Raw genomic sequence first — 25,271 nt, 5'->3', positions numbered from 1 at the left:
GTTAACGTATATTTTTAGGGAATAAAGTTAATAATGTTTTTCCTTCTGAAATAGTTTGCCACTGATTTTGAGAGAATTCGACAACTACTAAACCTGTAGTTGGGATATTACCAAAGTTTTTGTCTCCTAATAGATTTGCCAAACCGGTAAGTCCTGGATTGTGAGAAAAAATCATCAAATTCTCTATAGTTTCGGGGGTGTTTTTTATAATAGTTTTAAGTGCTCGTTTATCGAATGTATAGAGCTCTTCTTTTATTTCAAAATCTTTATCAGAAATATCTAAACCTTCTTTAAAAAGAATTGCGGTTTCTTTTGCTCTTGTAGCGTAGCTAGTCCATAAACAAACCTCATCTATATTCTGCTTAAAGAATACTTTAAATGTGTTTAAAACTACTTTAGCATCTTTATAAGCCCTTTTTTTTAAAGGTCGCTGGTCATCGGGAACATCGTATTTCCAAGAAGATTTACCATGTCTAACCAAAATTAATCGTTTCATGATTAAGGTGCTAAACGTTTGGTTACCCAGCTGTCTTTTTCTTTATTAAACTCTATTCTATCATGTAATCGATTTTGGCGACCTTGCCAAAACTCTATAGCTAGTGGTTTTACAACGTAACCACCCCAATAATCTGGTTTTGGAACTACTTCACCTTGATATTTTTCTTCTGCTTTTTCTAAATTACTTTCTAACTCTTCTCTAGAAGCAACTTTACTACTTTGGTGAGAAGCCCAAGCTCCTAATTGGCTGCCGCGCGGACGAGAATGATAATACTCTGTTGCTTCCTCTTCACTAACTTTTTCCGCTATACCACGAATTACAACTTGACGTTCCATTGATGGCCAAAAAAAGGAAAGACAAACATTTGGATTTTCTGCTATTGCTTGTCCTTTATCTGATTTGAAATTAGTGTAAAAAACAAATCCTTCTTCATCGAAAGATTTTAATAGAACTACTCTGTTTTTTGGAAAATTATCTAACCCTATGGTAGAAAGCGTCATTGCATTCACTTCTCCTGCTGCACCTATTTTCTCGACTTCATTAAACCATATTTCGAATAATTGAAAAGGATTTTCAGGAACCATTTGTTCTAACAGTTCGCTCTTTTCGTAAGACTGCCTGTAATCGTGAAGGTCTTTACTCATTTTTTTAAGCTTTCCCGCAATTTACAAGTTTTAAAGCTAAGGCAGAAAAAAACATAGTTAGAATTGCATTGAAAAGGCAAAAATATTTTTTCTTTTTAAAGCTAAATATTAGTCAAAATCAAAGCTTTTTCCATCTTCTGCAAGCGATACATTAGGGAATACCTCTAAGGCTTCTTCTTTAAATACACTAATATCTTTATAACGAGTAGAGTAATGCCCTAACACTAATTGTTCCGCATTAGCTTGCTTTGCAATTGTAGCTGCTTGTTTTGCTGTACTATGTTTTGTATGATCGGTTAATGACTTTTGTTGTTCTAAAAATGTAGATTCATGATATAAAACGGTAACATTTTTAATTTGAGGAACAATAGCTTCATTATATAAAGTATCGCTACAAAAAGCATAGCTTTTAGAAGCTTCAGGTTCTTCGGTTACCCATTTATTAGGAATTATTTCCCCCGTTTCTGCAACAACATCTTTTCCTTTTTTTAAACTTTTAAATAAAGTTACATCTATTTGGTACTCGTGAGCTTTTTCAATTACTAATTTTCGATCCTTAGGTTTTTCTTTAAATAAAAATCCATTGGTATATACTCGATGTATTAATGGAATAGTTTCTACAGTTACCGAATCATCTTCAAAAATTACTTCAGATTGCTCACTTTCTAATTCATGAAAATATAGTGGATAGCTCGTCCAAGCATTACTTAATTTAAGTTGTAATAAAATAACTTCTTTAATTCCCTTAGGTCCGTAAACATGAAGTGGTTTTTCTCTTCCTAAAAGCATAAAGGTAGAAATTAAGCCTATTAAGCCGTAAAAATGATCGCCATGAAGATGCGAAATAAAAATATGCTCTATTTTGGCAAATTTAACTTTATTTTTCCGAAGTTGAACTTGTGTACCTTCTCCACAATCAATCAAAAACATATGATTATTGATTGTTAGTACTTGAGAAGTTGGGTTTGTAAGGGAACGAGGTGTGGCTGCATAACAACCAAGAATGGTAAGCTTCATGAAGCATTTTTAGTGAATAAGAATTATTAAAAACCTAAATTGCGTTCTAGCTCCTCCATCTGAATTATATCTTCAGCTTCACGAAGGCTTGGTGCAATTGTTAATTCATCAGGTAGTGTATCGATATCAAAAACATCTGTCGCAATAACAAATGATTTTTTGTTGTTATAATGAACACTCGATAGCTCTAAAAACCCTAATAATTCTTGTTCTTGAATTTCTTTATATTTTAAAATATCAATCACCACATTTTCATTTTCAAATTGATGATGATTTTTTGTAAGTCGAGAAGCAAAATCTGTAATTGACTCTTGAGTATCTTCGATGAGTAAATAATTCTTCCTTTTCGTTATTTCCATTATCATTTATTTTTACAACTCAAATTCTAAAATTATTGCTTAATTTTTGCCGCTAACAAATAAATAACTGCCATTCTAACAGCTACCCCATTTTGTACTTGATCCAAAATAATTGCTTGATCGCTATCGGCTACATCACTAGTAATTTCTACACCACGATTTATAGGTCCGGGATGCATAATCACAATTTCTTTATTTAATTGGTCTAATATTTTATTAGTAACCCCAAATTGTTGCGTGTATTCTCTGGTAGTAGGAAAATAACTAATATCTAAACGTTCATTTTGGATTCGCAACATATTAGCAACATCACACCATTTTAAAGCCTCAACTAAATTGGTTTCTACTTGTACTCCTAAAGATTCGATATATTTAGGTAATAATGTTTTAGGACCGCAAACTTTAACATTTGCTCCTAATAATTTCAATGCAAAAATATTAGAGAGTGCTACTCTACTATGTAATATATCTCCAACTATTACTACATTTTTTCCGGCAACCTCTCCAAAACGTTCACGGATAGAATAGGCATCTAAAAGTGCTTGTGTTGGATGTTCATGTGCTCCATCCCCCGCATTAACGATACTAGCATTTACATTTTTTGACAGAAAAATTCCTGCTCCCGGATTAGGGTGTCTCATTACAACCATATCTACCTTCATCGATAATATATTATTTACAGTATCTACTAAGGTTTCCCCTTTTTTTACGGAAGAAGAAGCTGCTGAAAAGTTCACAACATCAGCGCTTAATCGTTTTTCAGCAAGTTCGAACGATAATCGGGTACGAGTACTATTCTCAAAAAATAGATTTGCAATAGTTATGTCTCGTAATGAGGGAACTTTTTTGATGGGACGATTAATAACCTCTTTAAAATGATCGGCTGTATTAAAAATTAACTCAATATCTGTTTTTTTCAGGTATTTAATTCCAAGTAAGTGGTTTACACTTAGTTCACTCATTCTACTAATTATTTTGAAATAAGATATACAATGTCTTCTCCTTCATTTTCAGACCAATCTACTCTTACACGTTCTTCATTAATAGCATCTACTTTACGCCCATTATAATCTGGCTGAATTGGTAAATGACGACTAAAACGACGATCGATAAAGGTTAACAATTCAATAGTTTTTGGTCTTCCAAAAGATTGAATTGCTGTTAAAGCAGCACGAATACTTCGTCCTGTATACAAAACATCGTCAATAAATACGACGCGTTTATCTTCAACCACAAAATCTATTTTTGTTTTATTGGCTTCTAATGGTTTTTCACCTCTTCTAAAATCATCTCTGAAAAAAGTAATATCTAACTGGCCGGTTTGCAAGTTATTTATACCATGATCCTTTTCCAGAATTAATGATAACCTATTGAGTAAATAAATACCTCGAGGTTGAATACCTACTAAAACGGTGTTAGAAAAATCGTTATGATTTTCGGATAATTGGCAGGCAAGCCTCTGTAAGGTAATAGCTACTTCTTTAGGCTCTAACAACACTCTTTGACTCATAAAAATCTTACAATGAAGGTTCGTTCAACAAAAATACATGAAATTTTATTTCTGAAAGCCTATTTTACTAAAAAGGATAAGTTGATTACTATTACAAGTATATGGTAAAAGAAAGCAATTAATTTCTCAATCATCGTGAATAAGTTGCCATACGTCGAAAAAAATAAAAAACATCTTAAAAAATACCTAAAAATATCTAATTTTAAAAAAACCGAAAAACCGTTAATCTAAATTAACAAAATCCCCCAACCAATGAAATTTTACTATAATGGAAAAAACCCTAAAATTACTAGAGTTATTAAAAGAGCTAATGAAGTATTCATAAGTTCCTTTTTTTACAGAGATATTGAAAATTATCTAAGTGATATTGTAGAACCTGAAAATGCTATCAATTTAGTTCAGTTAATAGAAAAATCTAATCAAAAATTCGAAATTGTTTCTTTTTGGAATCCAATAGCAAACCAAATCATAAAAGATAACAATACTCTGAAACTAAATACAGCTAAACTAAAATTATCACATCATAATTTACTTAGCTTGATAAGTTCTGAATATTACCTGATTCTAGATAAATCCAACTTTCTAGAAAATTTTTCTAAAACTCAGCATGAAAAAATAGCTACAACCATAGGTGAAAGAGCTAAACACTTTATGTAAACCATAAAACAATATTTGAGGGTGCATTATTAACTACTAGCATAATTTAAGTTCTCTTGATTTAATTTTAAATAGTAAATTGCATTCTAAAATTTTGAATTATAATGACTGAAGAAGATAAAAAATTCATGAGACGTGCAATTAAACTTGCCGAAGAAGGAATGAATACTGGTGCTGGTGGACCTTTTGGAGCTGTAGTGGTTAAAGATGGGAAAATTATTGCAGAAGGCTGGAATGTAGTAACTTCTACCAACGATCCAACTGGCCATGCTGAAATAACTGCTATCCGTAGAGCTTGCGAAAATCTAAACACTTTTCAACTTGAAGATTGTGTTTTATATACTAGTTGCGAACCATGCCCTATGTGCCTGGGAGCCATATATTGGGCTCGACCTAAAAAAGTTTATTATGCATTAAATCATAACGATGCTGCTAAAATAGGTTTCGATGATGGGTTTATTTATAAAGAATTGGATAAAGAAATGAAAGAACGTGAAATTCCTTTTGAAAATATTATTAGGGATGAAGCATTACCTGTTTTCGAAAAATGGGATGAAAAAGAAAACCGAATCGATTACTAAGATTCGGTTTTCTTTTCCATTTTATAAATTTCTCCATACTCTTATACTTCTTCTTATTTCTTCATCTAAACGCTCCCTTTCTTCTTCTTTTGTTGGTGTATCAGCAGGTGCGAGTTCTGGTAATACAATCTCTATCATTACAGGACCTTCAAACCCTATTTCTTTTAAGACTTCGTGATGCCTTACAAAATCTACTTGTGCACTACCAATACCTGATCGATTAGAATCGGATATATGATAACTATATAAAATTTTACTTGATTTTTTTAGCGCTTCTAATGGATCTGGCTCTTCTATGTGCATATGAAAACTATCCAAAATCAACTCTATATTTCCGTGCCCTACAGCGTTAATTAACTCCATACCTTCTTGAGCAGTATGGATCATTTTAGATTCATATCTATTTAGACATTCATAGACAAGCTTTATTTTTTTTAGCTGTGCATACGAATCTAATATTTTACAACAATGCACAAGCATTATCCAACATTCTTGATGATTGTCGCAATTTACAGTCCATTTTGGTAAACCATGTAATGTAACTCTAGGAACTTTAGCTTCAACAGCAAAATCTATAATTTGTTTATAAAATTCGATTGCAGATTCAGCATTGGCTTCTTCAGGATTAGGAGGTTTACAATCAAACGGATCTATAGCAAAAATTTCCAACTGAAATTGATCTGCTAAAGCTCTCAATTCTTCAGGATCATATTTTCTAAAGTCTCCACTAAATTGAACACCATCTAAACCGAGTACCTTTACTTTCTCCATCAGTTTAGGTAATCTATCTATACCCAAGGTCCAAGAAGTTATCCCTATTTTATTCATTTCTACATTTATTTAACTATTTCAATATAATAGCTAATCGTAGAAATTGATGTTAGCTTCTAGTTAATATTTTAGACTCTTTTAAGATTTTTTTTATAATAAGATGAATTTAAATCATTCTCCTTATCATTTTGTAAAGTAGTCGATATAATTCTTTAGCCTCATCAATGGATAACGGAAGCTGCTCTGCCAATAATGAAGGAACATCGCAGGCTTTATTTTTCAAGGCTCTTCCTTTTGAGGTAAGTGTAATTACAATATTGCGTTCATCAGTTTCAGAACGTTTTCGCTCTATAAAACCACGCTGCTGCAGTCGTTTTAATAATGGCGTTAACGTGTTGGATTGCAATTGAAGTTTTTCAGCTACGGTTCGTAAATTTACTTGATCTTCTTCCCAAAGTACCATTAACACCAAATATTGCGGGTAGGTAAGATCTAATTCTTTAAGCATGGGTTGATAGGCTTGAATCACTAATCGCGAAGCCGTATACAGCGGAAAACATAATTGATTTTCTAGTTTTAAAGAATCAAATTTATCGCTCATTATAGTAACGCTTTTAAGTCTTTTTCAATAGCTTCGGGTTTGGTTATAGGTACATAACGCTCCACAACATTACCTTTTTTATCTATTAAAAATTTAGTAAAATTCCATTTAATTTTAGACCCTAAAAATCCACCTTTTTGATTTTTTAGAAATTGAAATATTGGATGAGTATTTTCTCCATTAACATCGCACTTCTCGGTTAATTGAAACGTAACTCCATGATTTATTTGACAAGCTTCAGTAATTGTTTCATTACTCTCAGGTTCTTGCCCTGCGAATTGATTACATGGAAAACCTAAAACAACCAAGCCTTTGTCCTTATAAACTTTATGTAATTTTTCTAATCCTTCAAACTGCGGAGCCAATCCGCATTTAGTGGCAGTATTTACAATTAATACAACCTTTCCTTTGTAGGCACTCATAGGTAATACATCACCACTTGGAGTTTTCGCTGATAATTGATAAAAATCAGATTTCATGCTAAATAAATATTATAATACAATTTGAAAGGTGTTCAGGTATTTCGACTGTTTTGTAGTCGTACAAAACTATAATTTAAGGTAAAGTTAATTAAAAAATACTAGTCTTAACTTAGGGTAAAAATTAGTTCAAATCATTAAACACTTTTATAATTTTTAAGCAAAAACTATAAAAGTGTTTAATTAAAGTAAGTCAACTATTTTTGACTATTTAAATTACTTCTAATTCTACTTCAATATTTCCACGAGTAGCATTAGAATAAGGACAAATTTTATGAGCTTGTTCTACCAATTCTTGCGCTTTCTCCTTATCTACTCCAGGAATTTCAACGCTAAGTTTTACCGCTAATTGAAAACCACCTTCATCATTAGGACCTATCCCTACTGTAGCTTTTACAACTGTTGGGTTTTCTGGTTTTACTTTAGCTTTACCTACAACAAGATTTAAAGCACTATCAAAGCAAGCTGCGTAACCTGCTGCAAATAATTGCTCTGGATTGGTAGCTCCGCCATTTCCACCTAATTCTTTTGGCATTAATACGTTAAAATCTACAAATCCGTCTTCACTTTTTACATGTCCGTTTCTTCCTCCTGTGGCTGAAACTGTTGTTTGATATTGAGTTTTCATGATAAATTATTTTAAATCCCATACGATTATATCGTTTACGATTCAAATATATAAAAATAGGATTGATCCAATTGTTAAGCTTATCCCAAAGTTTATAGTATACTTTCTATGGAAGTTTTACTCGAAATACTTGATATGGAAATTGAACTTTAGATTCTCCATTATTCCAAACCGGCTGTCGTTGTAATTGCGAACATGAAAAATATAAATATCCATCACTACCAATGCCTAAAGAATCTGGCCAAAGCAACCCAGAGTCTTGAACTAAGGTATGCACTTTGCCATCTTTAGGGCTGAAATATTTTACCGCATAATCTACAGAGTTTGTAAGATACACATTACCTTTTTTATCGGCTATTAGTCCATGCGTTATTCCAACTTCACCCATATCCTCTACTTTTTTTACTAGTTCTGTTGGTGTAAATGAGGTGTCTGCTAAAAATTTAGTTTCAATTCTATACAAATTCAATTTATTTATAGGCTTAAAGTAGAAATATTTATTATCCGAAGTTAAAGCTATTCCGTTTACATTCGAGCTAAACGGCTTTCCTTCTTTGTTACGCATTTCTTTTCCATGATAACTCAAAACAACATCAGGATTAGCAGTAGTAGCCTCTACATTCTTTAAAACTGTTCGTGTTTTTCCAGTTTTTAAATCAAGAATTACCAAAGCTGCTTGACCAGGATCTGAAAGATATCCAAGTTGCTTATCCGTATCTATCCGAATATCATTTAAACCGGAAGCTGCTTTATCTAAAGCACCAAAATGATATACTCTTTCAACCTCATCGGTAGCAAGATTAATCTTCAATAATTTAAATTTCCCGTCTTCTGATTTATCACTATCTCCAAATATAGAACCTCTCGGTGAGGGTTTAGAATCTAAAACCCAAAGAAAATCATCAGCATCTACGAATAAATCCTGAACTTTTACAAATCGTTTACTTTCGTCTCCAGCATGTATATTCCATTTTTTATTTGGATACGGGACAGTCTCACCATCAATCACTTCTGTTAAGCCGTATTTATAAGGTTGGCCTTCAGCATAAGGAAACGAAACAAAAACTCGATTATCAGACGATACACTTAAGCCAATGGCCATATATTCGCCGAGATCTGCTACTGTCTCGAAATAATCACTATGATATTCTTGTGCTAAAATTGGTTGAAAAAAGAGTCCTAAAATTATAAAACATAAGCTATTTTTCATAATTAGTTGGGTTCTGTTGCATTTTGAGCTATTTAGCTTTTGTTCAACTATTTTCAAAATTATCAAGATACAATGCAACAGAATACTTTAAAGTGTTAAAATCTAGTTAATTTGAAACTACTTTAGTAGCAGGAGTTTCAAACGGAATTAGTTTCTGATAATGCTCGTAACGTAGAAAGATTTCTTTTACATATAAAAAAGGCTCACGTCCTCTTACGAAACCATATTTTACTTCCGGTCGACTAAAAAATTCGCGCGAACTTAATTTCAGCATATAATCTTCAACATTATCATCCCATTCATATGGATTTTCATCAAAAGCTTTGGCTAATCGCTGCGCATCACGAACATGGCCTAAACCACAATTATAAGCCGCAAGAGTAAATTTTATTTTCTGAATACTATCTTTTACGTTTGTAAATTTTTCACGTAACTGCTCTAAATATTTTGTTCCGCCTCGAATATTTTGTGCAGGATTTGTAATATCTGAAATTCCTAAATCTTTCGCTGTGGCCGGCATAATTTGCATTAAACCTCCTGCCCCAGCCCAAGAGTTTTCATTTGGTTTAAAACGAGATTCTTGAAAAATTTGTGAACTCAGCAATCGCCAGTCCCAACCTAAACTTTCTACATTGGCTTTTACAATTTCATCGTACTGACTAATTTTCCCTTCATTTTTACTATAAAATTTACTTTTAATTCGGCGTCTATAGGATTTTTTATTCTTAAAATATTTATTGTAAACCACGTAATAAAAATCTTTCTTTTTGATGGTTTTTAACCAAGAATTAATAGCTACTAAAAGCTCAGGTGAATTTTTACGAACTGCCCAAGCTATACGCTGTGAAAAACTGATCTCAGTATCGATATCTAAAATAGGATTATAAGTTTGATTAATAGCCGCAATATTGTAATCAGCAATCGTATAATCAATTTCTTTATTCACCACCATTTTGATAATATCTTCGGTAGTTTTATTACCTGGGACTAATTGAATATCGATCTGTCCTCCAATCTCATCTTCTAGATTTTCTAACCGTTCAAAATACGAAGAGTTTTTTCGTACATGTACCGTTTTACCTATCATTTCTATGGGATCGTTTATGGTTCGTCTTTTTATTTTATACATAGGTAGCCTTCGCCAATCTTCCGGGCGGCGTTGCACCAGAACCTGATGTGTGAGGTAATGATAATCGGTAAAATTAACAATCTCTTTTCGGTCTTCAGTTACTGAGAGTCCAAAGGCAATTAAATCACCCTCACCAGCATTCAACATATCAAATAAATGGTCGATATCTTCTGCAACTTTTATATCTAATTCAAGATCTAGATGATCCGCCAGTTTTTTTACCAACTCATACTCAAACCCCATAGGTTTTCCTCGATATAAAAAATAACTGGTGGAATTATAAATTGTAATTACGCTAAGCTTCCCGTCTTTTTTAATTTCTGAGAGAGATTTAGAATAATCGTCAAGTACCAGATCTGGAGATTTTTCAAGCTTTTCATTTGTTTTTTCTGAACAATACAAAAGCGTACCCAGAATAAGAAAAGATAAACTGAATTTTAAAATACTAATATGTGAAATAAAAGAACGTAAAGTTTTAATCATTAAATAACTGATTTTCTTAAATATAGCTATTTATTTTTAAATAAAAAATTTATCACTAAATTCACAAATAATCTTATTTAGTTAACTCTTAATTTCATAAAATACTAATTTAAATACAACATTATTAAAAATATAATCCGAATATTTTAATTAATTTTATTTAAATATTTAGCTATCTTAGTTTTTGTAACTTACTGAAAAATAAATTTCTATGAGTTATAATTTCGGCACCCTATAACTTTAAAAATTTAAAATGATAGCTGACAAAAGCTAGTCCTAACTACCCTGTAGATATTCTTGCCAGTTTTTCTAATGCTAATAAAGAGAATCTTCATCAACAAAAATTTATCATACACTGCTCTCTTTTACTGAAAAAATTATGCTAAAGCTCCAAAAACATATCAAAAATGATTTTTTTGTAAATACTGTTTTGGCTGATTTAGATTTTAACAGTACAGAAATTTCTTACATTTATAAAAAATTAAAAATCTAACCTTACACGATCCTTTACACCACAAAGGTTTATAGTACAGAATATTATTTTCAATAATCGGAAATTTTTATGATATATTTAACCCGTGTTTTATCTTGTTTATTTGCACTTAAACGATTTTTTTAATTAACTTATAAAGAAAAGTATGACAAAAAAAACTACTCTCTTAATGTTATTTCTTGCTTTCAGTACCCTTTTTTATGGTCAAAAAGAAAATGACCTAGAAAAACCTACTTATGAAAACAGGTATGCTATTGCTATTAACGGCTCTACTCTTGGTGGCGGATTGGAAGTTGCACGTAATATGTCTCCAAAACTTAATCTTCGATTTCGCGCTAATACATTAAGTATTGAAAATTATGTTCAAGATATTGATGTGGATGATGCAAGTTTAAATGTAACTGCTGATACACGATTTCTTGAATTCGATTTAAGTTTAGAGTACCTACCATTTCTAAAAAGTAGTTTTAAGTTAGTTGGAGGCGCTAGTTATTTCACCGATGGAAAAACTAATGCGCTAGGTACGTACAATGGTGAAATAACATATGGTGAAATTATATTAGGACCTGAAGATATTGGGGATCTAGAGGTTACTTTAGATTATAATGGATTTGCTCCTTATATAGGCTTCGGTTTCGGAAGAGCTGTTCCTAAAAAAAGAATTGGTGTTGCTTTTGAAGCAGGTACATTCTATTTACCTAAACCAGAAGTTGGAATTATTGCAACAGGTATGCTTGAACCTACTTCAAAGCAAGCAGCTTCGTTAGAAGAGGATATTAAAGATTATAGATGGTTTCCCTATTTAAACCTTCGAATTTCTGTAAAAATTTAAAAAAAAGAAACTATGAAAAGAACTAAATTATTAATCGTATTAATACTGGCTAGCTTTTTTACAGCCTGTGAAAATTCTCCGTCGGAAGTTGCAGACAACTTCAAATTAGGATTAGATGTAAATTTCTTAGAATATACTACACAATTTGATTTTGTAGATATAGCCACAGGAAATCCACCTGATAATGTTACACTAACTCCGGTACAGGATTATGGAACAAAAATTTTAAATTCTGCTGGAAAAAAGAATTTCGATATTAGCGAAGGAAGCCTTACCATATTATTAAATCCTGCTAATAAGCCGGCTTCAGGTAATAGCGAAACCTTCGAGTTTTTAGCTACAGCTCCTAATTATAGCGAAAAGATTGTATCTGTTACTTTTTCGGAAGAAAATAAAACACAATCCAAAAAGGTAAACATGGTTAATCAAAACAATACGCCTTCAGGAGTTTCTGCAAAAAAAGAATCTGCTTCTATGAGTGGAGATGTTACAACCGAACCAAAAACTGTAGAGTTTGATTCTGGAACTAGCAATAAAAAAACAGGTGGAAACTTAGTAGTAGATAGTGGGACAGAATTCTACAATAAAGAGAATCAAAAAATTTCAGGTCAAAATGTTGAAATTAGTGTTGTTGATTTCGACGCTGAAAGTGAATCGTTAGTGAAATCTTTCCCAGGTGGATTAGCAAATAAGACTGTTAATAAAAATGGTTCAGAAGTAAAAAAATCTTTCATTCCTATGTCTTATACAACAATAAATATGACAGTTGGCGGAACTGAAGTTAGAACATTCAACAAGCCTATTAATGTTTCTATGGAAATATCTCCTGATTTGTTTAACCCTATCACTGGTAAAAAAGTTGCCGTAGGAGATGAATTATCTATCTACAGCTATCAAATAGATAAAGATATTTGGGAATTTGAAAAATCTGGAACTATACAAAGTAAAAATAATAAATTGTATGTTTCATTTACTACAAACCACTTAACAGAATATAGCGTAGTAGCTGATTTAGATAATTGTGAACAAAACGATTTTATAATTCAAAATCCAACAAGTTCTCCTATAAACGCACAAGTAGAACTTATACTTAGCGGAACTGATGTTACAAGAACATACAATATTGTGACTGATTTAAGTCTAAAACCTGGAGATAATACAATTGATTTACCACTTATATCGGTAACAAATGCAACTACAACTTTTAAATTGAAAACAATTGGTAACACCATAGAACAAACAAATATTTCTTGTGGAGACCAACAAGTGGTTGTAGTGCCTACACCGCAAGATGATGCAGTAGTTGTAAGCGTAGATATACCTTGTGATAATGTGGATATCAATATAGATTCTTACCCCCTAAAATATAGAAAAGTTGGAGATACAGATTGGATACCAGGAAAGGTTATAAATTTAATGCTTACATCTTATGAGATTGAAGTAGGTAATGAATATGAATTTAAAGTAGAGTTTGATGGAAAAACGTATACTTATAATGAAATGATTACTTCTAAAGATCATACTATTCTTGTAGACAATACAAGTATTTGTGATGAAATAGACTTCTAAAATTAAATTTTAATATTGTTTGTTTAGATTGAAAAACGACATTAATTCATAATGTCGTTTTTCTTGTTTTGGAGAAAACTATTACTTTTTGAAATATCAATATATTACAATTTAATAAATATAAAAAGCGATCTAATTAGATCGCTTTTTTTAATTCTAAATTTTAAAAATTATAAAATACCTTTAAGGATTTAAGTACACCAAGCATCCTAATAATTCAGGATTATTGTCGGTTTTACCTTCAAGCCATATTCTTAACTCCTGAACTTCATGAGGTAATAGTCTGGAAATTGCTTTTTGTACTTCTCTACAGAATAAATTTGCATCAAAACTTACTTTCTCTAGTATAGTTTTGGTATAATCAAACATCGCTCTCGCCATAATTTGAAATTTTAAATTAGTTGGAACAGTTAAAAAAAAGTAAAACTTTAACCATAAACAGCGAATTCGTTTTCGTAAATATAAGAAAAATTCACATTTCTACGTTTTCTATAAGATAACTTTAACAACTAAAATCTATTGTCTCCATCTAATATATCTCCTAATCCACCTAAAATACTGCCTTCTCCTTTATTTTTACCTCCACTTTGCGGAGCTGCTTGTAGTATTCGATCTGCCAAACGGCTAAACGGTAACGATTGTACATATACAACCCCAGGACCTGTTAAAGTTGCAAAAAATAAACCTTCTCCTCCAAAAATTGTGTTCCGTATTCCTCCTATAAATTCAATATCATAATTTACAGTTTGGGTAAAACCTATAATACAACCCGTGTCTACTTTAAGTTTTTCACCAGGTGCTAATTCTTTTTTACCCATTGTCCCTCCTGCATGTACAAAAGCCATCCCATCACCTTCAATCCGTTGCATTATAAAACCTTCTCCTCCAAAAAATCCTCGTCCTAATTTTCGACTAAATTCTATTCCTATGGAAACACCTTTTGCTGCACACAAAAAAGCATCTTTCTGGCAAATAAATTTCCCTCCAAATTGTGTCAGATCAATTGGAATTATTTTTCCGGGATACGGAGATGCAAAACTAATTTTCTTTTTACCCATTATTATGTTAGAAAATATCGTCATGAACATGCTTTCCCCAGTTAGTAATCGTTTTCCGGCACCTAAAACTTTTCCTAAAAAGCCTTCATTTTTTTTACTTCCATCTCCAAAAATTGTTTCCATTTTAATACCATCCTCCATCATCATAAAATTACCAGCCTCTGCAATAACAGCCTCTTGTGGATCTAATTCTATTTCCACATATTGCATTTCTTCTCCAAATATTTCGTAATCTATTTCGTGCGCATTCATAATTTTTACTTTAGTGATTTTCTTTATAAGAAGTAAAACTTCAACAATTGTTACAAAGGAAAAAATATATTTATTTAGCGATTCTTGTTTTACTTTTTAATGTCCACTGAAATTCAAATACAGAAACTTCAAGACCATCTTGATTTCTACCAATAGATTTCATCCAAAAGGTTTGTCCTTCTCCGGTTTCAATAGTTTTTCGTATTGCTTTATTGATTACTTCACCATCAGTACATTCAAAAATAATTTTTCCAGTAGCTTTTTTATTAAATACTGATTTATTTTGAGCAACTAACATTGATATTGACTGTTTTTCTGCTTTAATTTTAGACATCACTAGTGCGCCTGTACTTAGTTCAGCTGCCATTGCCTGTACGGCAAAATACATACTATTAAATGGATTTTGATTAATCCATCTATGTTTTACACCAACGCTACAATCAGTTTTAGTAATAGTTTTAACCCGTACTCCACAAAGCCAAGCACTCGGTAATTTAAAAAATAAAAACTGATTTAATTTTTTGACAGTTAGCTGCATATAGAAAGTATTTATATAAATATATTTAAAATACTTGACATACTAAATGACACTTAAGTCTTAAATTTAAGTTAAATTTAAGTACTATGCTTTGCAAAATACCTTCTTTTAGATATATATTTGTAATAGAAATTAACTGGTATAAAACTAATAATCAATTTCATCAATCAAAAAATTAATGTTCCACATCGGGAAAGCAATCAAAATCAGGCTTAAAGACTTCATCAAAAAACCATCATCTTGAGTCTGATTTTTTTAACATCAAACAAATGGAAACAACATCAATCAAAGAAGACCAATTAACTCTTGCAAGTATTACGCACCTATCCGTATTATCGAAATTCTTTATTCCTTTAGGTAATTTTATTATCCCTTTAGTTATTTGGGTTATAAATAAAGAAAAAAGTTTTATTGATAAACATGCACGTGCTGCGCTAAATTTCCAAATTAGCTTATTGATTTACTATATAAGTATACTATTTATATTAGTGGCTATTTTTATTGTAACCGCAATTTCGTATTCTAGTAATTACTTTTTAATTACTAAAGATTATTTGGAATTTAACCCTTTTGATAATCCAACTTATTTTCCTTTTATAATTTTAGTATTTGTAGGCTTAACTATTTTTTTTGGCTTATTTATTTTAGAACTGTACGCTGTTATTAAAGCTGCTAAACATGCAAGTGAAGGATTAGAATATAAGTATCCGTTATGTATCAATTTTATAAGATAATCTACAGCTAAAAACAAATTTCTTACAAATTCATTAAATATGAATCGATCAATCAAAATTTCAAAATTCATTATAATCATTTTTCTTGTTCTTCTATCAAATTATGGTTTGGCGCAGCAAAATGAAAAAATAAAAATTATGCTAGTTGGCTATGCTCATCTAAATAAAATGCAAAATGGTACGGAAGCTGCAAGCATGTTTAATTCTAAAAAGCAAAAGGAACTTGAAAAAATAGCCTCCAAAATTGCAAAATTTAAACCAGATGCTGTAATGGTTGAATTAACGCCTGAAGAGCAACAGTGGACAGATAGTCTTTACAAACTCTACCAAAATAATAAATTAGATCTTAAAAATTTTGAATATGGTGCAAGCGAAATTTATCAGGTTGGCTTCAGACTAGCCAATAAACTGCATTTAGATAGAGTGTACGGAATCGATTTTTATAATTCTACTTCTCAAAATTTACTAAAAGAAGGAAATCATTTTGAATATTTTCAAAATCAATTAAAAAAACTTCAACAAACTTCTAGACCTTTAGGAAAGCAGGTAATGGAAAATTCATTATCAATTTATGATTTCACAAGAAAAATCAACGAGCCGGAAATGCTGAATCTTTCTTATCGAGCTATTTTCAATTTTCCGGCCTATGTGCAAAATGGGAATTTTGATAAAGAAGGTAATAATTACAGAGATTTAAATTCGGAAGAAAAGAAATATGCAGGCGCCGAATATATTAGTCTATTTTTCGATCGAAATATCAAGATTTATTCAAACATATTAAATACACAATTAAAAACAGGAAGCAAAAAAATATATGTTATGATGGGACAAGCTCATATTGGAATCTTAAAAGATCTTTTAGACGACAACCCAAATTATGAAATTGTAGATACCCTTACTTATTTAGATTAGTCATCAAAATTTATCACACATAATCATCAATTAAAAAATGAACATTTTAACAACATTCAAATTTAAGCGCTATGAAGATAGAGAACACCAAAGCACAGATGCGTAAAGGTGTACTGGAGTATTGTATACTCTCAGTTTTAAAAGATGAAGATGCTTACGTAGCTGAAATCTTAGATACACTAAAAAATGCTAAATTATTAGTAGTAGAAGGAACTATATATCCACTATTAACTCGACTTAAAAACGCAGGACTTCTATCCTATCGTTGGGAAGAATCTACTAGCGGACCACCTCGTAAATATTATGGTCTAACAGACAAAGGAAAATTATTTTTAGAAGAATTATCATCAACCTGGAACGAATTACAAACTGCGGTTAATATTGTAACCCATCAAAAAAAATCACATCATGAATAAGACCGTTAATATAAATCTTGCTGGTATTTTCTTCCACATTGATGAAGATGCCTTTAAAAAATTACAATATTATCTTGATGCTATAAAACGCTCTTTAACCAATAAAGAAGGTCAAGATGAGATTATTGCAGATATCGAAGCTAGAATTGCTGAACTTTTTACCGAAAAAAGAGCCGATACAAGTAAAGTAATAAGCAGTAAAGAAGTTGATGAAGTAATAGCTATAATGGGGCAACCTGAAGATTACCGAGTGGATGAAGATATTTTTGAAGACGAAACAACTTCTGCTTCCACTACTTCAAAAAAATCAGGTACAAAAAAACTATACCGTGATACCGAGAATTCTTATATAGGTGGAGTAAGTAGTGGTTTGGGACATTACTTAGAAATCGATGCCGTGTGGATTCGGTTAATTTGGATTGTACTCACATTTGCATCAAGCGGAGGCTTCCTGTTAATATACATCGCTTTCTGGATTTTTACTCCAGAAGCCAAAACTACCGCTGAGAAATTAGCAATGCGTGGAGAAGAAGTGACAATCTCTAATATCGAGAAAAAAATTAGAGAAGGGTTCGACAGTGTTTCAGAAAAAGTAAAAAATGTAGATTATCAAAAATTTAGTGATAAAGCAAAAACAAGTGCTAAATCTGCAGGAAATAACTTTACTCGACTTGTACACACACTATTAAAAATCATAATTGCTTTTGTAGGTATTTTACTGCTAATTGTATCTGGCTTAACCATTATTGGTATTTTTATTGGTGTATTTACCATTGGAACATTTGGTATTATAGAAGCTCCTGGGATAGATCAAATTTCTATGAATTTGTATTGGGCGCCACTATGGCTATCTACACTATTAGTATTCTTTTTATTGATTATTCCGTTCTTCTTTTTATTTATTTTAGGATTGAAAATTTTAATGGAAAAACCTAAATCTATAGGAAAACCAGCAAAATTCACTCTTTTAGGAATTTGGATTTTAGCCTTTATTGGTATTACAATAATTGGTGTTGGAGAAATAAGTGGTAGAGCTTTTGATGAAGAAACAGTAACCACTGAAAATTTACCTATTACTAAAACAGACACTCTTTTCGTTGCTATGAAAAATAACCCACAGTATAGCACAAGTATCGATAAAAGAGATGATGATTTAGCCATAAAATTCAATGAAAATGAGGAAAAAATTCTATATGGTACCGATATTCGAATAGTTTTTAAATCAACTAAAGATTCTCTTGCTAAAATTGAAATATTAAAATCTGCCGAAGGTAGAGATGTTAAAGATGCTAGAAAACGTGCTGAAAACATAAATTATCAATATTCAATGACTAAAAATAATTTATATCTAAACAGTTATTTTACCATTACAGATAATCTTAAAATACGCGACCAAGAACTAGTAGTAACCGTATGGTTACCCGAAGGCACTGTTTTATATATTGATAAGAATATTAAAGAATTCCATAGAAACAGTTATTCATGGAAAGATATATTGCAGAATGGAGATGAAAAACATTTCTTAAAAGTAGAAGAAGATCAAACCACTTGTTTAGACTGTCCTACTTTAAAAAAAGAAAATGATTTTTTTGAAGAAGAGTTTAAAGAAGAGTCAGAAGATACTATTACTTCTGAAAAAAATTCAAAAATTGATTTAACAGATGATTTTTAGAATTAAGAAAAAAGCTATTAAAAGCTCTAAGTTTATTTTAACGACATTAGCACCTTTATTTTATTATGTTTGTGTAAAATAATGATTATGAAAAAATGCACAAGTTTAGTCATTCTTTTATTCATTGCAGTAACCGCTACTGCTCAAATAAAAGGAAATAGAAATGTAGTAAACAAACAACGAAATCTTGAAAGTTTCTCCTCTGTAGAAATAAGCGGAAGTTTTGAAGTTATTATTAAACGTGGAGAAGTTGCTTTGGCTGAGATTGAAGCTGATGAAAATTTACAGGATTTAATCCGAACAGATGTAGTAAACAATGTTCTAATTGTTCGTTCAGAAAAAAATATCAAACGAGCAAAAAGAGAACGTATTATGTTAAAAGTTCCCAGTAACCTTGAAAAAATCACTTTGAAAGATGAAGTAGAATTAGATCTTTCTGATGGTATTAATTTTCCTGACTTAGAAATTCAAACATTAGATGATTCTAAGTTATATGCTACATTAACTACTTCTAATTTCAAATTAATAGCTGGAAATGACAGTAAAATTGAATTGAATTTAACAACTAAAAAACAGGCTTATATCCAGTTGAATGGGAAAAGTTATTTAAAAGCGTTGATTAATGGACCTTCTTTAAAAATTGATACTTATGAAGATGCTAAAGCTAGAATTGAAGGAACTGTAGAAGATTTTAGATTGAGAACCGACCATTCTACAGAATTTGAAGGCGAAAAATTAACTGCTACAAATGCAAGTGTTACTGCTGAAGGTCGTTCTAAAAATGAAATTTCTGTCATAAAAAATCTAAGACTTATCGCAAAAAACAGAAGCGAAACAAGAATCTACAACAATCCAAAAATTGAATTGATAGAATTTTCAGATCAAGCAGTATTACGAAAAGAAAAGTAAGATTATATAAAAAACTTTATAAAAAATGCCGGATTAAAATCCGGCATTTTTTATGAGTAAGGTACTGATTAAATTTAAGCAGTAACTTCTTTCTCTGTTTCTTTAGTTTCAATTTCAGCTAAATAGCGTTCCGCATCCATTGCAGCCATACACCCTGAACCGGCTGCTGTAATTGCTTGTCGGTAATCTTTATCTTGTACATCTCCAGAAGCAAATACACCAGGTAAATTGGTTTTAGTAGATTTGGCATCAGTTATTAAATAACCTGTTTCATCCATATCTAACTGACCTTTAAATATATCAGTATTCGGTTTATGTCCAATTGCAATAAATAAACCAGTAATTGCTATTTCTTCCTTTTCTCCAGTTTGATTATTTAATATCCGTAACCCTTCTACAACTTGATCCCCTAGAACCTCATCAATTTCACTATAATAACGCACCTCAAGATTCTTGGTTGTATTAACACGATGTTGCATCGCCATAGAGGCTCTCATTTCTCCTTTACGAACTAACATTGTTACTTTATTACAAATATTAGCCAAATAAGTTGCTTCTTCAGCAGCTGTATCTCCTCCACCAACAATAGCAACATCCTGATTTTTATAGAAAAATCCGTCGCAAACTGCACACGCAGAAACACCTCCACCACGTAAACGCTGCTCACTAGGTAAGCCTAAATATTTAGCGGTAGCACCGGTAGATATTATTACCGTTTCAGCTTCAATCCATTTAGCGTTATCTATACAAACTTTATGAATTCCACCAACTTTTTCATTAAACTTCACTTCAGTAGCCATACCAATTCGAACCTCTGTTCCAAATCTTTCAGCTTGCTTTTGAAGATCCATCATCATTTGAGGCCCATCAATTCCTTCAGGATATCCTGGGAAATTATCCACTTCAGTTGTTGTAGTTAATTGCCCACCTGGTTCCATTCCTGTATACATTACAGGTTTTAAATCTGCTCTAGAAGCATAAATTGCCGCTGTATACCCTGCAGGACCAGATCCTATAATCAAACACTTTATTTGTTCTATATTTTCGCTCATTATTATCTTAAATTTTTGTAAATGTAATAACTTAACTGCTATTTACATAAATAATAGTATTGCTAATAATTATTCTTGAATAAGAAGTATAAATAATATACAAATTGTTGAATTTATCCCTTCAAAATTTTCAACAAAAATAAGTATTCCAATTATATTTGCTAAATGGAGTTTAGCATATTTAACCTATTTGATATTCTTGGCACTGCTGCTTTTGCTATTTCTGGTGCTCTTTCGGCTATGAATAAAAGGCTCGATTTATTCGGGATTTTTATCATTGCTTTTGTAACTGCAATTGGTGGTGGAACCGTTCGAGATGTTGTTGTAGGTAATACCCCTGTAACCTGGATGGAAAATATTATGTATGTCTACTTAATCAGTGGTATAACTCTTCTTGCAATAATTTTTAGAAATCAATTAAATTATTTAAAAAAATCGCTCTTCTTATTCGATACTATAGGATTAGGGGTTTTTACAATAACAGGTGTAGAAATTGGTATACAAAATAATTTAGCTCCTATTATTTCTATTGCACTTGGAGGTATGTCAGGTGCTTTTGGAGGGGTTATTCGAGATATATTATGTAATGAAATTCCTATAATTTTTAGAAAAGAAGAAATATACGCTACTGCTTGTTTGGCAGGAGGACTTATTTTTGTGTTAATGGATCAATATGAAATAAATATTGATATAATTTACATTGTAACAAGTCTTACTGTAATCGGAATCCGATTAGTTGCTGTAAAGTATCATATCACATTACCTGATTTTTACCCAAAGGCAAATTCAGAAAAATAATTTAATGGGGCAATTTATCTCGTAAAATCCCATATACAAATGTTCCCAATATTGCACTACCAAAAACTACCAATATTGGTAAATAACCGGCTCCGAGTAATACATAAATTGGTCCGGGGCAAGCCCCTACTAAGCCCCAACCTAACCCGAAAAGTATTCCTCCATACATATAACGGCTAAAACTTTTCTGTTTAGGTATAAAAGTTATTGGTGTTCCAAAAAATGATTTTATTTTTTTTCGTTTTATAATCTGTACGCCTACTAATCCAACAGCCAATGCAGATCCCATTATACCGTACATATGAAATGATTGAAATTTAAACATTTCATAAATCCGAAACCAAGAAGCGGCTTCTGATTTAAACATAACGATTCCGAAAAAAATTCCTATTGTTAAATATCCTAGATATCTCATCATTAAAATAATAGTGGGTATATAAAATGAACCATAATTAAACCGCCAATAAAAAAGCCAACAACAGCTAATAAAGATGACTGTTGCAAATTGCTTAATCCGGAAATAGCGTGTCCAGAAGTACATCCTCCGGCATAGCGAGTACCAAATCCAATTAAAAAGCCTCCAATCACCAATAAAACCAAGGTTAAAGGTTTAGTAAAAACATCATTAGAAAATAATTCCGTTGGTAGATAGGCTTTTCCGGCACTTATAAAACCTAACTGATTCAGATCTTTTATTGTATTATCTGAAATAGCTACTTTAGGAGAGTCTGTTAAATAAAAGCGTGCTATAAAACCGCCAATAGCTGCACCTAGAATTACTACTAAATTCCAACGTTGCGCTTTCCAATTAAAATCAAAAAAATTTGCTTTCTTATCAGCTCCGCAAAGCGTACAAAGCGTACGAAGGTTAGATGACATTCCAAACTCCTTTCCCATAAATAGCAATAAAAACATAGTAATTGCTATTAAAGGACCTGAAATATACCAAGGCCAAGGCTCAAAAATCCAATTCATTACTTAAAATTTATTGCAAATAAACTGGAAATCTACAACTATTGATGTAACAAGAGTTACATAATGATTAGTTTGACAGAAAGTCTTTGAAATTCTTCACCACTTTTTGTGATAAACGTTCTTTTGTTTTCTGCGACCAACCAGCACTTTTATTTCCAATTAAAACATTTTCTTGTTGCTGAAATTCTTCTGGTAAATTCTTTTTAGCATCACCATCAAAAATGGCAAAATTCCCTTCTTTTTTTATCCAATTTCGAAAAGCAGGCATTTCAAAAGGAAAACCAATAGATGTATTTACAATAATTTTACCATTTCCAAAATGCTGAAATTCTTTATCGGCTAAAATTTTCACATGTTTTGGAAGATGGATCGAAATAATCTCACAAGTTTCTAACAACTCATTTAACTCTAAATACGAAACTCCTTTATCTTCCCATTCCGGTTTTCGAGTTCTGCTATAATAATATACTTCTACTCCAAAAGGCAATAAACAAGAAGCTAAAATTTTGCCAGTTGCTCCCAGCCCAATAATTCCTATTTTTCGATCGGTTAACTCTTGCGGCATTTCTTGCCATTGGTACTCTCCAAAACCGTGTAATAAACGTATTAAATCTGCTATTATAAATTCAGCTACACCAGGATCACCATAATCGAAAATCCCTTTTACCACAATTCCTTTTTCTCGTGCAAAATTAACTGCTACATTTGCCGAGTCTGCATCATAAAGGCTACAGCACATTCCGATATATTTCAAATTGGGACATTGAGCTATTATTTCTTCTGAAATTTGTGTTTTCCACGAAACAAAAATTACTTCTGCATTACCAATTCTAGATAATATCTCTTCATCAGACTTAGGTAAATCTTCTATATTGGGATGAATGATTTCTTCTTCTGAATATTTTTGAAGCTCTTTAATGGCTTCTGTATTCATTTTAGTATAATCTATGCAAGTAATCTTATGAAATTTCATAAATAGCTAAAGTTCTAAATTGGATAAAAATATAGAGCAAGAAATACTATTTCTTGCTCTATAGAATAAAATATTTATTTTAAAAAATTATATTTTTTTCTGATTGAATTCAAGTTGTTTCTTATTCCCCTTAAAAGGCCTGGTAATAACACGCGATGCCTTATCGAAATTTAAATAATTATAAATCCAGGTAAAAAATGTCAAAATTCGGTTTCTAAAACCAACTAAGAAATATAGGTGAACTACCATCCACATTAACCAAGCAAAAAATCCACCGAATTTAAAATTCTTAATATCGACGACAGCTTTATTTCTTCCCACAGTTGCCATACTTCCTTTATCGAAATAATTAAAAGGCTCTAATGGTTTACCTTCCAAAGTTCTCATAAGGTTTTTCGCTAAATGCTTCCCTTGCTGAATTGCTGGCTGCGCTACCATAGGATGGCCTTTTGGATAGTTTTTACTTACCATAGAAGCAATATCCCCTATTGCAAAAATATTTTCGTATCCTTCTACTTGGTTAAAAGTATTTACTTTATATCGATTAGCTCTTTCTACAATTGCAGAAGCATTTAAACCATCTACAGGAGCTCCTGTAACTCCAGCAGACCAAATAAATGTTTCGGTTCTTAACTCTAAATCGGTATTTGTTTTTACTAAATATCCATCGTAATCTTTTACCATGGTATTTACATGAATTTGAACACCTAGACGCTTCAAAAATTTAGTAGCTTTCTCGGAAGCCTTCTCACTCATAGGAGGTAAAACACGCCCCAAGCCTTCTAATAAATGAATTTGCATCTCGTTTTTATCGATATCCGGATAATCTCGAGGTACAATATTGTTCCGTAATTCAGCAATGGCACCACTTAGCTCTACACCTGTTGGCCCTGCTCCTACTAACACAAAATTTAATAAACTTTTACGTTTTTCTGCATCACTTGTAATTGTAGCTTGCTCTAAGTTTTCTAAAATAAGACTTCGAATATTTAATGCTTGCGGAATAGTTTTCATCCACATCCCGTTCTCCTCAACACTTTTATTTCCGAAGAAATTAGTTTTAGATCCGGTTGCAATTACTAAATAATCGTATGTTAATTCCCCAATATTGGTATAAATAGTATTTTTATCGGTATCTATAGAATCTACTTCAGCAAGCCTAAAAAAACAATCTTTACTAGTTCGCGTTAATTTACGTAACGGATACGCAATAGAGTCTGCCACCAAACCCGAGGTAGAAACTTGATACAGTAATGGCTGAAAAGTATGATAGTTATTACGGTCTATCAAAACCATCTGCACATTTTTTTTTATTAATTTTTTTGCTAGATTCATGCCGGCAAAACCGCCGCCAATAATTACAACTCTAGGTAACTCTGTTGTGGGGATATTCATCATCTCGAAACTGGTTTACCACAAAGTTAAAGGTATTCCCTCAAAACTGGGGGGTATTAACGCTATTTTAAAATAAATTGTAACTTTTTATATAAGATTTATACTTATAGTGTTAGCAAATTAAT

General features: G+C 31.5%; 30 protein-coding genes. 10 read left to right on the top strand and 20 right to left on the bottom strand.

Annotation, left to right across the window (positions count from 1 at the left end; translation table 11 throughout):
* Window position 1: 1 nt before the first annotated feature.
* From ACN0WI_RS08520 to pyrR, 6 genes are all read right to left on the bottom strand, one after another.
* Window positions 2–496 carry a SixA phosphatase family protein gene (locus ACN0WI_RS08520; RefSeq protein ID WP_417886270.1) on the bottom strand — a complete coding sequence of 165 codons (495 nt, stop codon included), beginning with the start codon at window positions 494–496 and terminating at the stop codon, window positions 2–4.
* A 2-nt stretch (window positions 497–498) separates the two neighbouring features.
* Window positions 499–1,143, bottom strand: coding sequence for a pyridoxamine 5'-phosphate oxidase (gene pdxH, locus ACN0WI_RS08515; RefSeq protein WP_417886269.1), 645 nt, complete (start codon window positions 1,141–1,143; stop codon window positions 499–501).
* Window positions 1,144–1,251: 108 nt separating this feature from the next.
* On the bottom strand, window positions 1,252–2,160 hold the full coding sequence (locus tag ACN0WI_RS08510; protein ID WP_417886268.1) for a ribonuclease Z: 909 nt from the start codon (window positions 2,158–2,160) through the stop codon (window positions 1,252–1,254).
* Between the two features lie 26 nt (window positions 2,161–2,186).
* A complete protein-coding gene (locus ACN0WI_RS08505) occupies window positions 2,187–2,519 on the bottom strand; it encodes a ribonuclease Z (RefSeq protein WP_417886267.1) in 333 nt (110 codons plus the stop codon).
* 32 nt (window positions 2,520–2,551) lie between these two features.
* Window positions 2,552–3,481 carry an aspartate carbamoyltransferase catalytic subunit gene (locus ACN0WI_RS08500; protein WP_417886266.1) on the bottom strand — a complete coding sequence of 310 codons (930 nt, stop codon included), beginning with the start codon at window positions 3,479–3,481 and terminating at the stop codon, window positions 2,552–2,554.
* An 8-nt stretch (window positions 3,482–3,489) separates the two neighbouring features.
* Entirely contained in the window at window positions 3,490–4,029 is a 540-nt protein-coding gene (gene pyrR / locus ACN0WI_RS08495) for a bifunctional pyr operon transcriptional regulator/uracil phosphoribosyltransferase PyrR (RefSeq protein ID WP_417886265.1), read from the bottom strand.
* A gap of 252 nt (window positions 4,030–4,281) precedes the next feature.
* On the opposite strand from pyrR, the gene ACN0WI_RS08490 reads away from it, so the two are divergent.
* Both ACN0WI_RS08490 and ACN0WI_RS08485 read left to right on the top strand, forming a co-directional pair.
* Window positions 4,282–4,686, top strand: coding sequence for a hypothetical protein (locus ACN0WI_RS08490; RefSeq protein ID WP_417886264.1), 405 nt, complete (start codon window positions 4,282–4,284; stop codon window positions 4,684–4,686).
* A 104-nt stretch (window positions 4,687–4,790) separates the two neighbouring features.
* The gene (locus ACN0WI_RS08485; RefSeq protein WP_417886262.1) at window positions 4,791–5,267 is read left to right on the top strand and encodes a nucleoside deaminase; all 477 of its coding nucleotides are present in this window, start codon (window positions 4,791–4,793) and stop codon (window positions 5,265–5,267) included.
* A 21-nt stretch (window positions 5,268–5,288) separates the two neighbouring features.
* Here the strand turns inward: ACN0WI_RS08485 and ACN0WI_RS08480 are convergent, their stop codons facing one another.
* The 6 genes from ACN0WI_RS08480 to ACN0WI_RS08455 form a co-directional block, all read right to left on the bottom strand.
* The gene (locus ACN0WI_RS08480) at window positions 5,289–6,095 is read right to left on the bottom strand and encodes a sugar phosphate isomerase/epimerase family protein (RefSeq protein WP_417886261.1); all 807 of its coding nucleotides are present in this window, start codon (window positions 6,093–6,095) and stop codon (window positions 5,289–5,291) included.
* A gap of 109 nt (window positions 6,096–6,204) precedes the next feature.
* Window positions 6,205–6,639, bottom strand: coding sequence for a MarR family winged helix-turn-helix transcriptional regulator (locus ACN0WI_RS08475; RefSeq protein WP_417886260.1), 435 nt, complete (start codon window positions 6,637–6,639; stop codon window positions 6,205–6,207).
* A complete protein-coding gene (locus ACN0WI_RS08470; RefSeq protein WP_417886259.1) occupies window positions 6,639–7,118 on the bottom strand; it encodes a glutathione peroxidase in 480 nt (159 codons plus the stop codon). The genes ACN0WI_RS08475 and ACN0WI_RS08470 overlap by 1 nt, the downstream gene beginning before the upstream one ends.
* Window positions 7,119–7,329: 211 nt before the next feature.
* Complete coding sequence (locus tag ACN0WI_RS08465) at window positions 7,330–7,746, bottom strand: organic hydroperoxide resistance protein (RefSeq protein WP_417886258.1); 417 nt, start codon at window positions 7,744–7,746, stop codon at window positions 7,330–7,332.
* A gap of 106 nt (window positions 7,747–7,852) precedes the next feature.
* Window positions 7,853–8,956: an L-dopachrome tautomerase-related protein gene (locus ACN0WI_RS08460; RefSeq protein ID WP_417886257.1), complete on the bottom strand. Its 1,104-nt coding sequence runs from the start codon at window positions 8,954–8,956 to the stop codon at window positions 7,853–7,855.
* A gap of 106 nt (window positions 8,957–9,062) precedes the next feature.
* Complete coding sequence (locus ACN0WI_RS08455; RefSeq protein ID WP_417886256.1) at window positions 9,063–10,568, bottom strand: transglycosylase SLT domain-containing protein; 1,506 nt, start codon at window positions 10,566–10,568, stop codon at window positions 9,063–9,065.
* Between the two features lie 638 nt (window positions 10,569–11,206).
* On the opposite strand from ACN0WI_RS08455, the gene ACN0WI_RS08450 reads away from it, so the two are divergent.
* Window positions 11,207–11,893, top strand: coding sequence for a hypothetical protein (locus ACN0WI_RS08450; RefSeq protein ID WP_417886254.1), 687 nt, complete (start codon window positions 11,207–11,209; stop codon window positions 11,891–11,893).
* Window positions 11,894–11,905: 12 nt separating this feature from the next.
* Window positions 11,906–13,462, top strand: coding sequence for a hypothetical protein (locus tag ACN0WI_RS08445; RefSeq protein WP_417886253.1), 1,557 nt, complete (start codon window positions 11,906–11,908; stop codon window positions 13,460–13,462).
* Window positions 13,463–13,645: 183 nt separating this feature from the next.
* On the opposite strand, the gene ACN0WI_RS08440 is transcribed toward ACN0WI_RS08445, so the two are convergent.
* The 3 genes from ACN0WI_RS08440 to ACN0WI_RS08430 all read right to left on the bottom strand — a co-directional run bounded on the left by ACN0WI_RS08440 (window position 13,646) and on the right by ACN0WI_RS08430 (window position 15,310).
* Entirely contained in the window at window positions 13,646–13,843 is a 198-nt protein-coding gene (locus ACN0WI_RS08440; RefSeq protein ID WP_417886252.1) for a hypothetical protein, read from the bottom strand.
* 128 nt (window positions 13,844–13,971) lie between these two features.
* A complete protein-coding gene (locus ACN0WI_RS08435; protein WP_417886250.1) occupies window positions 13,972–14,772 on the bottom strand; it encodes a TIGR00266 family protein in 801 nt (266 codons plus the stop codon).
* Window positions 14,773–14,842: 70 nt separating this feature from the next.
* The gene (locus tag ACN0WI_RS08430; RefSeq protein ID WP_417886249.1) at window positions 14,843–15,310 is read right to left on the bottom strand and encodes a DUF4442 domain-containing protein; all 468 of its coding nucleotides are present in this window, start codon (window positions 15,308–15,310) and stop codon (window positions 14,843–14,845) included.
* A 269-nt stretch (window positions 15,311–15,579) separates the two neighbouring features.
* Between ACN0WI_RS08430 and ACN0WI_RS08425 the strand changes: the two genes are divergently transcribed.
* The 5 genes from ACN0WI_RS08425 (at window position 15,580) to ACN0WI_RS08405 (ending at window position 19,953) form a co-directional block, all read left to right on the top strand.
* Window positions 15,580–16,044: a DUF4870 domain-containing protein gene (locus ACN0WI_RS08425; RefSeq protein WP_417886248.1), complete on the top strand. Its 465-nt coding sequence runs from the start codon at window positions 15,580–15,582 to the stop codon at window positions 16,042–16,044.
* 39 nt (window positions 16,045–16,083) lie between these two features.
* Entirely contained in the window at window positions 16,084–16,956 is an 873-nt protein-coding gene (locus ACN0WI_RS08420; RefSeq protein WP_417886247.1) for a DUF5694 domain-containing protein, read from the top strand.
* Between the two features lie 71 nt (window positions 16,957–17,027).
* Window positions 17,028–17,372, top strand: a complete 345-nt coding sequence (locus ACN0WI_RS08415) for a PadR family transcriptional regulator (RefSeq protein ID WP_417886246.1) — start codon at window positions 17,028–17,030, stop codon at window positions 17,370–17,372.
* Complete coding sequence (locus ACN0WI_RS08410) at window positions 17,365–19,044, top strand: PspC domain-containing protein (protein WP_417886245.1); 1,680 nt, start codon at window positions 17,365–17,367, stop codon at window positions 19,042–19,044. The genes ACN0WI_RS08415 and ACN0WI_RS08410 overlap by 8 nt, the downstream gene beginning before the upstream one ends.
* 87 nt (window positions 19,045–19,131) lie before the next feature.
* Window positions 19,132–19,953, top strand: a complete 822-nt coding sequence (locus ACN0WI_RS08405; RefSeq protein ID WP_417886244.1) for a GIN domain-containing protein — start codon at window positions 19,132–19,134, stop codon at window positions 19,951–19,953.
* A gap of 74 nt (window positions 19,954–20,027) precedes the next feature.
* Here ACN0WI_RS08405 and trxB read toward each other — a convergent pair whose 3' ends face one another.
* The gene (trxB, locus tag ACN0WI_RS08400) at window positions 20,028–21,005 is read right to left on the bottom strand and encodes a thioredoxin-disulfide reductase (RefSeq protein WP_417886242.1); all 978 of its coding nucleotides are present in this window, start codon (window positions 21,003–21,005) and stop codon (window positions 20,028–20,030) included.
* Between the two features lie 165 nt (window positions 21,006–21,170).
* On the opposite strand from trxB, the gene ACN0WI_RS08395 reads away from it, so the two are divergent.
* On the top strand, window positions 21,171–21,803 hold the full coding sequence (locus ACN0WI_RS08395) for a trimeric intracellular cation channel family protein (protein ID WP_417886240.1): 633 nt from the start codon (window positions 21,171–21,173) through the stop codon (window positions 21,801–21,803).
* 1 nt (window position 21,804) lies between these two features.
* Here the strand turns inward: ACN0WI_RS08395 and ACN0WI_RS08390 are convergent, their stop codons facing one another.
* From ACN0WI_RS08390 to ACN0WI_RS08375, 4 genes are all read right to left on the bottom strand, one after another.
* Entirely contained in the window at window positions 21,805–22,218 is a 414-nt protein-coding gene (locus tag ACN0WI_RS08390; RefSeq protein ID WP_417886287.1) for a DUF6691 family protein, read from the bottom strand.
* Between the two features lie 2 nt (window positions 22,219–22,220).
* Window positions 22,221–22,778 (bottom strand): YeeE/YedE family protein, encoded by a 558-nt coding sequence (locus tag ACN0WI_RS08385; RefSeq protein WP_417886239.1) that lies wholly within the window; start codon window positions 22,776–22,778, stop codon window positions 22,221–22,223.
* Between the two features lie 67 nt (window positions 22,779–22,845).
* Window positions 22,846–23,751 (bottom strand): NAD(P)-dependent oxidoreductase, encoded by a 906-nt coding sequence (locus tag ACN0WI_RS08380; RefSeq protein WP_417886238.1) that lies wholly within the window; start codon window positions 23,749–23,751, stop codon window positions 22,846–22,848.
* 87 nt (window positions 23,752–23,838) lie between these two features.
* Window positions 23,839–25,146 carry an NAD(P)/FAD-dependent oxidoreductase gene (locus ACN0WI_RS08375; RefSeq protein WP_417886286.1) on the bottom strand — a complete coding sequence of 436 codons (1,308 nt, stop codon included), beginning with the start codon at window positions 25,144–25,146 and terminating at the stop codon, window positions 23,839–23,841.
* Window positions 25,147–25,271: the final 125 nt, after the last annotated feature.

Origin of the sequence: Zunongwangia sp. (assembly GCF_048269745.1) — a bacterium.
GTDB lineage: Bacteria > Bacteroidota > Bacteroidia > Flavobacteriales > Flavobacteriaceae > Zunongwangia.
The sequence above is the reverse complement of the archived record's forward strand: the minus strand, read 5'-3'. Positions and strand labels throughout refer to the sequence as shown.

Bases quoted from the DNA above. Each gene is read 5' to 3' on its own strand.
- ACN0WI_RS08415 (WP_417886246.1), top strand. From the start codon at position 17,028: ATGAAGATAGAGAACACCAAAGCACAGATGCGTAAAGGTGTACTGGAG.
- ACN0WI_RS08375 (WP_417886286.1), bottom strand. From the start codon at position 25,146: ATGAATATCCCCACAACAGAGTTACCTAGAGTTGTAATTATTGGCGGC.
- pyrR (WP_417886265.1), bottom strand. From the start codon at position 4,029: ATGAGTCAAAGAGTGTTGTTAGAGCCTAAAGAAGTAGCTATTACCTTA.
- ACN0WI_RS08380 (WP_417886238.1), bottom strand. From the start codon at position 23,751: ATGAAATTTCATAAGATTACTTGCATAGATTATACTAAAATGAATACA.
- ACN0WI_RS08470 (WP_417886259.1), bottom strand. From the start codon at position 7,118: ATGAAATCTGATTTTTATCAATTATCAGCGAAAACTCCAAGTGGTGAT.
- ACN0WI_RS08465 (WP_417886258.1), bottom strand. From the start codon at position 7,746: ATGAAAACTCAATATCAAACAACAGTTTCAGCCACAGGAGGAAGAAAC.
- ACN0WI_RS08485 (WP_417886262.1), top strand. From the start codon at position 4,791: ATGACTGAAGAAGATAAAAAATTCATGAGACGTGCAATTAAACTTGCC.
- trxB (WP_417886242.1), bottom strand. From the start codon at position 21,005: ATGAGCGAAAATATAGAACAAATAAAGTGTTTGATTATAGGATCTGGT.
- pdxH (WP_417886269.1), bottom strand. From the start codon at position 1,143: ATGAGTAAAGACCTTCACGATTACAGGCAGTCTTACGAAAAGAGCGAA.
- ACN0WI_RS08480 (WP_417886261.1), bottom strand. From the start codon at position 6,095: ATGAATAAAATAGGGATAACTTCTTGGACCTTGGGTATAGATAGATTA.
- ACN0WI_RS08505 (WP_417886267.1), bottom strand. From the start codon at position 2,519: ATGGAAATAACGAAAAGGAAGAATTATTTACTCATCGAAGATACTCAA.
- ACN0WI_RS08490 (WP_417886264.1), top strand. From the start codon at position 4,282: ATGAAATTTTACTATAATGGAAAAAACCCTAAAATTACTAGAGTTATT.
- ACN0WI_RS08500 (WP_417886266.1), bottom strand. From the start codon at position 3,481: ATGAGTGAACTAAGTGTAAACCACTTACTTGGAATTAAATACCTGAAA.
- ACN0WI_RS08520 (WP_417886270.1), bottom strand. From the start codon at position 496: ATGAAACGATTAATTTTGGTTAGACATGGTAAATCTTCTTGGAAATAC.
- ACN0WI_RS08420 (WP_417886247.1), top strand. From the start codon at position 16,084: ATGAATCGATCAATCAAAATTTCAAAATTCATTATAATCATTTTTCTT.
- ACN0WI_RS08435 (WP_417886250.1), bottom strand. From the start codon at position 14,772: ATGAATGCGCACGAAATAGATTACGAAATATTTGGAGAAGAAATGCAA.
- ACN0WI_RS08440 (WP_417886252.1), bottom strand. From the start codon at position 13,843: ATGGCGAGAGCGATGTTTGATTATACCAAAACTATACTAGAGAAAGTA.
- ACN0WI_RS08455 (WP_417886256.1), bottom strand. From the start codon at position 10,568: ATGATTAAAACTTTACGTTCTTTTATTTCACATATTAGTATTTTAAAA.
- ACN0WI_RS08425 (WP_417886248.1), top strand. From the start codon at position 15,580: ATGGAAACAACATCAATCAAAGAAGACCAATTAACTCTTGCAAGTATT.
- ACN0WI_RS08385 (WP_417886239.1), bottom strand. From the start codon at position 22,778: ATGAATTGGATTTTTGAGCCTTGGCCTTGGTATATTTCAGGTCCTTTA.
- ACN0WI_RS08390 (WP_417886287.1), bottom strand. From the start codon at position 22,218: ATGAGATATCTAGGATATTTAACAATAGGAATTTTTTTCGGAATCGTT.
- ACN0WI_RS08410 (WP_417886245.1), top strand. From the start codon at position 17,365: ATGAATAAGACCGTTAATATAAATCTTGCTGGTATTTTCTTCCACATT.
- ACN0WI_RS08445 (WP_417886253.1), top strand. From the start codon at position 11,906: ATGAAAAGAACTAAATTATTAATCGTATTAATACTGGCTAGCTTTTTT.
- ACN0WI_RS08430 (WP_417886249.1), bottom strand. From the start codon at position 15,310: ATGCAGCTAACTGTCAAAAAATTAAATCAGTTTTTATTTTTTAAATTA.
- ACN0WI_RS08450 (WP_417886254.1), top strand. From the start codon at position 11,207: ATGACAAAAAAAACTACTCTCTTAATGTTATTTCTTGCTTTCAGTACC.
- ACN0WI_RS08510 (WP_417886268.1), bottom strand. From the start codon at position 2,160: ATGAAGCTTACCATTCTTGGTTGTTATGCAGCCACACCTCGTTCCCTT.
- ACN0WI_RS08405 (WP_417886244.1), top strand. From the start codon at position 19,132: ATGAAAAAATGCACAAGTTTAGTCATTCTTTTATTCATTGCAGTAACC.
- ACN0WI_RS08475 (WP_417886260.1), bottom strand. From the start codon at position 6,639: ATGAGCGATAAATTTGATTCTTTAAAACTAGAAAATCAATTATGTTTT.
- ACN0WI_RS08395 (WP_417886240.1), top strand. From the start codon at position 21,171: ATGGAGTTTAGCATATTTAACCTATTTGATATTCTTGGCACTGCTGCT.
- ACN0WI_RS08460 (WP_417886257.1), bottom strand. From the start codon at position 8,956: ATGAAAAATAGCTTATGTTTTATAATTTTAGGACTCTTTTTTCAACCA.